Annotated in this window: 5 protein-coding genes; 1 reads left to right on the forward strand and 4 read right to left on the reverse strand. The window is 35.5% G+C overall.

Translation table 11 applies throughout. The features are described 5' to 3' along the window. The 3 genes from WOCAOBSORBRA_RS05295 to WOCAOBSORBRA_RS05310 form a co-directional block, all read right to left on the reverse strand. Positions 1-365: transposase (locus tag WOCAOBSORBRA_RS05295; protein ID WP_174516077.1), on the reverse strand; the 365-nt coding region annotated here is incomplete at its 3' end. Then, positions 355-618, reverse strand: coding sequence for a hypothetical protein (locus tag WOCAOBSORBRA_RS05300; RefSeq protein WP_174516078.1), 264 nt, complete (start codon positions 616-618; stop codon positions 355-357). The genes WOCAOBSORBRA_RS05295 and WOCAOBSORBRA_RS05300, both read right to left, overlap by 11 nt. A gap of 501 nt (positions 619-1,119) precedes the next feature. Beyond that, a complete protein-coding gene (locus WOCAOBSORBRA_RS05310; protein WP_246165646.1) occupies positions 1,120-3,195 on the reverse strand; it encodes a coiled-coil domain-containing protein in 2,076 nt (691 codons plus the stop codon). 127 nt (positions 3,196-3,322) lie between these two features. On the opposite strand from WOCAOBSORBRA_RS05310, the gene WOCAOBSORBRA_RS05315 reads away from it, so the two are divergent. Beyond that, a complete protein-coding gene (locus WOCAOBSORBRA_RS05315; RefSeq protein ID WP_246165647.1) occupies positions 3,323-4,678 on the forward strand; it encodes a phosphomannomutase/phosphoglucomutase in 1,356 nt (451 codons plus the stop codon). Positions 4,679-4,784: 106 nt separating this feature from the next. Here the strand turns inward: WOCAOBSORBRA_RS05315 and WOCAOBSORBRA_RS05320 are convergent, their stop codons facing one another. After that, positions 4,785-5,456: an Rpn family recombination-promoting nuclease/putative transposase gene (locus tag WOCAOBSORBRA_RS05320; RefSeq protein WP_458694636.1), complete on the reverse strand. Its 672-nt coding sequence runs from the start codon at positions 5,454-5,456 to the stop codon at positions 4,785-4,787. Positions 5,457-5,465: the final 9 nt, after the last annotated feature.

The following is a 5,465-nucleotide window of genomic DNA, read 5'->3' on the forward strand; positions in this document are numbered from 1 at the left end:
GCTGGTCCCATCTTTGATATGCTGCCATGCCGATCAACTTCTCCAGAAGAATATTGCCTTGGTGTCAACCCTATATATGCTCCAACTGTATCAGATTTCTCAAACCTATGTGGGTTATCAATTGCAGCTTTATACGTCATTGCTACTATAATCCCCACTCCTGGAACAGTAGTTAACAATTTACAATCATCGTCTTTTTCACCTTGTTCTGAAAGCATTTTGTCAAGCTTTCTTAATGACTTTTCTATTGCTTCCAAACTACAAACTAACGCTTCAATTGAACTCCTACTGATTTCATCCAAATTATTTATTGCCTCTTGTATTCTTAAAGCGAAAGTTTCAAATTTTGATCCTTTATCGACCATGTATCTTCAACAACCCTCTTATTGTTCCAATAACCTGCTGTTTGCTACACATTAGCTGTCTTCTGCTTCCAAGCGCTATTTTAATTTGACAACTGATTTTACTAACACTTCTCATCATCTGCGCTATACCCCTCGCATCGTTTTGATCATTCTTATTGATTCTTGCAGACAACGCTGCTGCCATATGCCTTGCATCTACACAAATTACTGGTAATCCAAAACTCCTTAACTCTTTGCACATTGATATTGACAACTGTCCACTTTCTATTCCTATGGATTCGTATTTTTTGCCTTGGCTAATCTGCTATTGCCTTACTTTCGCTTGCAACAACTTCTTCCTTAACAATTTTTCCTTTCTCATCAACGATACTTATAAAAGTTTCTTTTAATGAGATCGCTATAATATTTCATGACCTACTGTAAAAGTTTAAATTATTTTTGAAGAACCAATTCATTGAATTTGTTACTTCGTGCTAAAATAATGGACTCCATCATTCAATAGCAATTACAGTATGTTTAGCTATAATTTGAAAAACAAAAATTCGTCATTCCGCTACTAGTTAGCGGGATCTAGAGGTACCGCGGCGGCATGACGTAGGATTGCTGTCATCCCGCTGCTTGTTAGTGGCTAAGAGATACTGTGAATAAATCACGGTATGACGGTTAAGTATCCCGCTACGTGTTAGCGGCTGAGATAACGCGAATAAATCGCGGGATGACGTGTTGCTTGGGTCAGCTATAGAAGCAAAACTCATCATTTTGAAAGAAGAGGAGATTTTTCCGGACCCTCAGCAGGGATTGATTTTGGATCTGATAATTCTGTATTTACCTTGATTGGCTCTAATGGAGTTTTCTGCTCTTCCGGTTTATCATCTGGAATTGGAACAGGCCAATCCATAATGTTTTGCGGTATAACTTCTGCTTCTTTAGCTTCTTTTTGACCTGTTGAAGATGATGCATCAACTCCTGCATTTTTAGTAACTTCTTGTTTGAGTTGTTTATTTTCTTCTTGTAATTGCTTTAAATTTTTCTTTAACTCGTCAATCTCTCTTATTTTTTGTTTTAATTGTTCAGATATAGTTAGTTTGTCTCTAGTCAATTTTTTGTTTTCTTGTCTTAACCCACTAGCTGTTCTGCTTGAGTTGTTGTTTACAGCTTGTATACCTTGGTCTTGCTGCTGCATGCTTGTTCCTCTACTTTCATATTCAACTTCAGTTTGAGTTGCCTGACCTTTTTCCTGCTGTAATATGTTCTGCAGTTGCTCTAGACTCTCTTTGGCAGATTTCAACTCTTCTTGTAACATATCTTCCTTTTCCTTAAGCTGACGTTGAAGCTTTTCTATTTCCCCCTTCGTATTTTCTTCGCTTAGCTCATCTGCAAGTGATCTTCCAGGTTCAAGTTGTCGAATTTTCCTCTCTAAGTCTTCCTTTTCTCTCTGTAATTCATTTAATTCTTTAGACAATTGGTTCGCCGTTTCAGCCAATGTATTGTTTTCCTTTTTTGTTTCCATTAACTGTTCTGCCAACTGCTTTTTATGATCATCGTTTAAACCTTCCACTATTTTCTTCAGGTCATTCTCCAAATTTGCATTCTTTTCCTTTAGTACAGTTAAATTAGCTTCACTTTGCTTCAATTTTCTCTGTAATTCTTTATTTGCCTCATTTGTTTCACCTTCCTTATCTTTCAACTGATCATTTAAGTTCTTTATTACATCATTTTTATCCTGTAGTTCTTCCTCTTGTTCCTTTATTCTTTGACCTCTTTCAAATATCGCTCGCTGTTGTTCATTGACTTTATCTCTCAAGGAGTCACGTTCTAATCTTAGATCCTCAAGCTGCTTTGCCTGCACTGCAAAATATTTAGCAAATGTTTCTTTTTCTTCCTCTAATTCCTCAACTTCATCTTTTAATCCTTCTTGCTCATACTCTTCTTCATCACCAGACATATCATCCTCAAATATTTCATCTTCATCACTAAATTCACTGCTGGTGGATATAGAACTTCTACGTGAAGAAGGTGTGCTAGGAGAGGAATACCCACTGCTGCTTGGTGTAGGTGACTGTGGTGATATATGTAGATCTTTTGTAAATATTTCCTCTGCTGGTACTTGCTGATCGTCTACACTCTTGGATATGCCAGTAAAAGCTTGATACAGAGTTTTTCCGTTGATAAAAACTTCTTTATTTTGTCCAACTAACTTTAATACTTCTTCTGAACTCGTTATTCCTCCAAATTTTGGCTCACCAATAACACTCTGTATACCACCAGAATCCAATTTTACGGTCATGCTACAGTCTATGCTGTTACCTTCAGAATCCTTAGCCTGCCAATTAATGGTCATTTCACATGAGCTTGAACCAGTAAAATCATAGTGCCTTTCGCTGCCTTTTTTGGTTGCAGTTATTTGACTATCTTTCCCTAAAGATATGTTATAAACCTTACCTTCACTGCTAGCTCTTAAAATATTGCTAATTTCTATTGGTTTTTCTTCATTTTCAAATCTAATTTTGAAGTCATTATCCTTTGTTGGATACACTAAGAAATTTTGACCAGGCAGAGACGACTTGAGTTCTTTATGCGTTGCGTCTATTGATTGCTCAAATTTTTGGAACTCCTTTTCCCACTTTAAATTTATCTGTCCTGTAATGTTCTCATCTTTGCATAAAGGACCAATGAAGTACCAGATGAGATTTTCTTCCTTTAGTTTTTTTATAAAATCCTGAAGATCGTTGCAAGATTCAATGACACTTAAAATATCGTTTTTCTTCTGTTCATCTACATCTAAACTTTGACTTTCAGCTATAAATACATTTTCGTTTTCCTGTGGCATAATTTTACATTTTAAAAAATATACTACAATATTAACAGATTTCTTTAAAAAATCAACTAATTGTTGGATAAATAAACTTGAGCATTTGGCCAAAATGTTATATAGTAGTCACTTCAAGAAGTACAGTATGGACAATACCATTATAAGAAAATACGATATTAGAGGTATAATAGGCAAAGATTTGCAGATTAATGATGGGTACGAGATAGGTAGAAAGTTTGGCCAAACCGTAGCTAGTGTTTGTGTCGGCTACGACAGCAGAATAGATTCACCAGGTATAGAAAGAGAATTAATTAGGGGCTTAACTTTATCCGGTGCAAATGTTATACGCGTTGGACTATGCTCTTCACCTATGCTTTACGCTGCAACACAAATCACACAGGCGGATCTTGGTATCATAATAACTGCCTCTCATAACCCCAGCGAATATAATGGCTTTAAATTTTTTAGTAATAAAAAAGTCTTCTCAGATCAAGAAATGAAGGAAATTATAAGCAGTCCAATTAAAAACAGCACAAGAATTGGAAGCTTAATTAACATAAATATATATAGTGAGTACATTAGCATATTGAAAAGTGCAGTGAAGAATAATACTACACAGAAATTAAAAATAGCCTGGGATTGTGGAAATAGTCCAGCAAGTGGAATTATAAGGTATATTGAAAAGATCTTGCCTGGTCATACGCACATCGTAACCAATAACTCTATAGATGGGGCATTTCCACTGCATGATCCAGATCCCATAGAGGAAAAAAATCTTCCTCAATTAATTGACATTGTGAAGGAATATGGATGTGATCTTGGCATTGCGCTAGATGGCGATAGCGATAGGGTGCGCTTAATTGATAATAAAGGCAACGTTGTTTCCAATGACCATTTATTTATAATTTTTGCACGTGAAGTGTTGGAGAAATATCCAGAAAGCAAAGTTATTGCTAACGTAAAAATGAGTATGAAAGTGCATGATTTTGTTAGCAAGTTAGGAGGGCAAGTTATCACCTGTGCTACTGGACATTCACTAGTTAAGAAGAAGATGGTAGAGGAAGAGGCAAAGTTTGCTGGTGAATTAAGCGGGCACTTCTTCTTTTCTGAGCTAAGTTTTGATGATGGGCTATATTCTGCTGTTAAAGCAGTTGACATTTTGCTTAAGAAAAACCAAAGCCTATCTCAGGTGATTGAGGATTTACCGAAGTTATATATCACTCATGAAGTGAAGATTGTAGTGAAAGATGAGAAAAAGTTTCAAATAATTGAGTCAATAAAGAAAACACTGGAGCAGCAAAATATTGTATTTTCAGATCTTGATGGTGTTAAGGTAACCGATAATAAAGGTTGGTGGCTTCTTAGGGTATCAAATACGCAAAACTGCATTACAGCAAGATGCGAAGGAGAGACTTTAGAGGGTTTTGAACTTACTAAAAAGGTTTTGTTCCATTACATTGATGAAGCAAGGTCTTTAAATTGTAGCTACTCACAGAAATAAATTTGATTTATAAAATTGACATGAAAGTATAAAGATAAATAGGCTAAATGTACTTATCATCTGGTCAGGCTGCAGCATTATTTCGTGTAACCGTTTGCGGGTCCACTTAATTCTGCAATTCTTTGATCTCACTTATGGAGAGGCCAGTAAACTTAACAATAGTGGTGACATCAACATTATTAGCTAGCATTGTTTTTGCAACTTCAATTTTTCCTTCCTTTTTAGCATCATCAAGTTTTTGTTCAAGAACAGCCCGTTCATCACGAATACGTTTTATTTCCTGTTCGTAGGCAATAAATTCTTTCTCTGACCAGTTGAATCTATTTAGTTCTTCATATGCCTTTTTAATTATTACATCACTACCTATTATCTTTTCCAATTCTTCTTCGCTAGTTTCATCTGCATATTTAAAATAATAGATCCATTTTTCAACTATACTCTCCAATTGGTCTTCTTTAGTTTTAGGAAATTTTGGTAACTCAATAAATGTAAAATAAAAATCTTTTAAATCATGTTCATAGCTATCTTTGTCTAACATTACATGATCTGACTTATACTCAGATTTATTAGGAAAGAGAATACAATCAGCAATAGCTATAAAAATGATTTCTTTAAGATCCTGATATTGATCACCTTTATCAGCTTGCCTTGAATAAGCTTTAGCAGCGTAATATTGAGCGCGTTTTTCAAAGCCTTTAGTTTTGGCAACTTGGTTAGGTAAGGAAGTAGTATTGCTACTACTCCCTCCCTTAGAAACGCAGCATGCAGGTTTCCCCACACTACGCTT

The sequence above is a fragment of the Wolbachia endosymbiont of Cardiocondyla obscurior genome (assembly GCF_902713635.1).
GTDB lineage: Bacteria > Pseudomonadota > Alphaproteobacteria > Rickettsiales > Anaplasmataceae > Wolbachia > Wolbachia pipientis.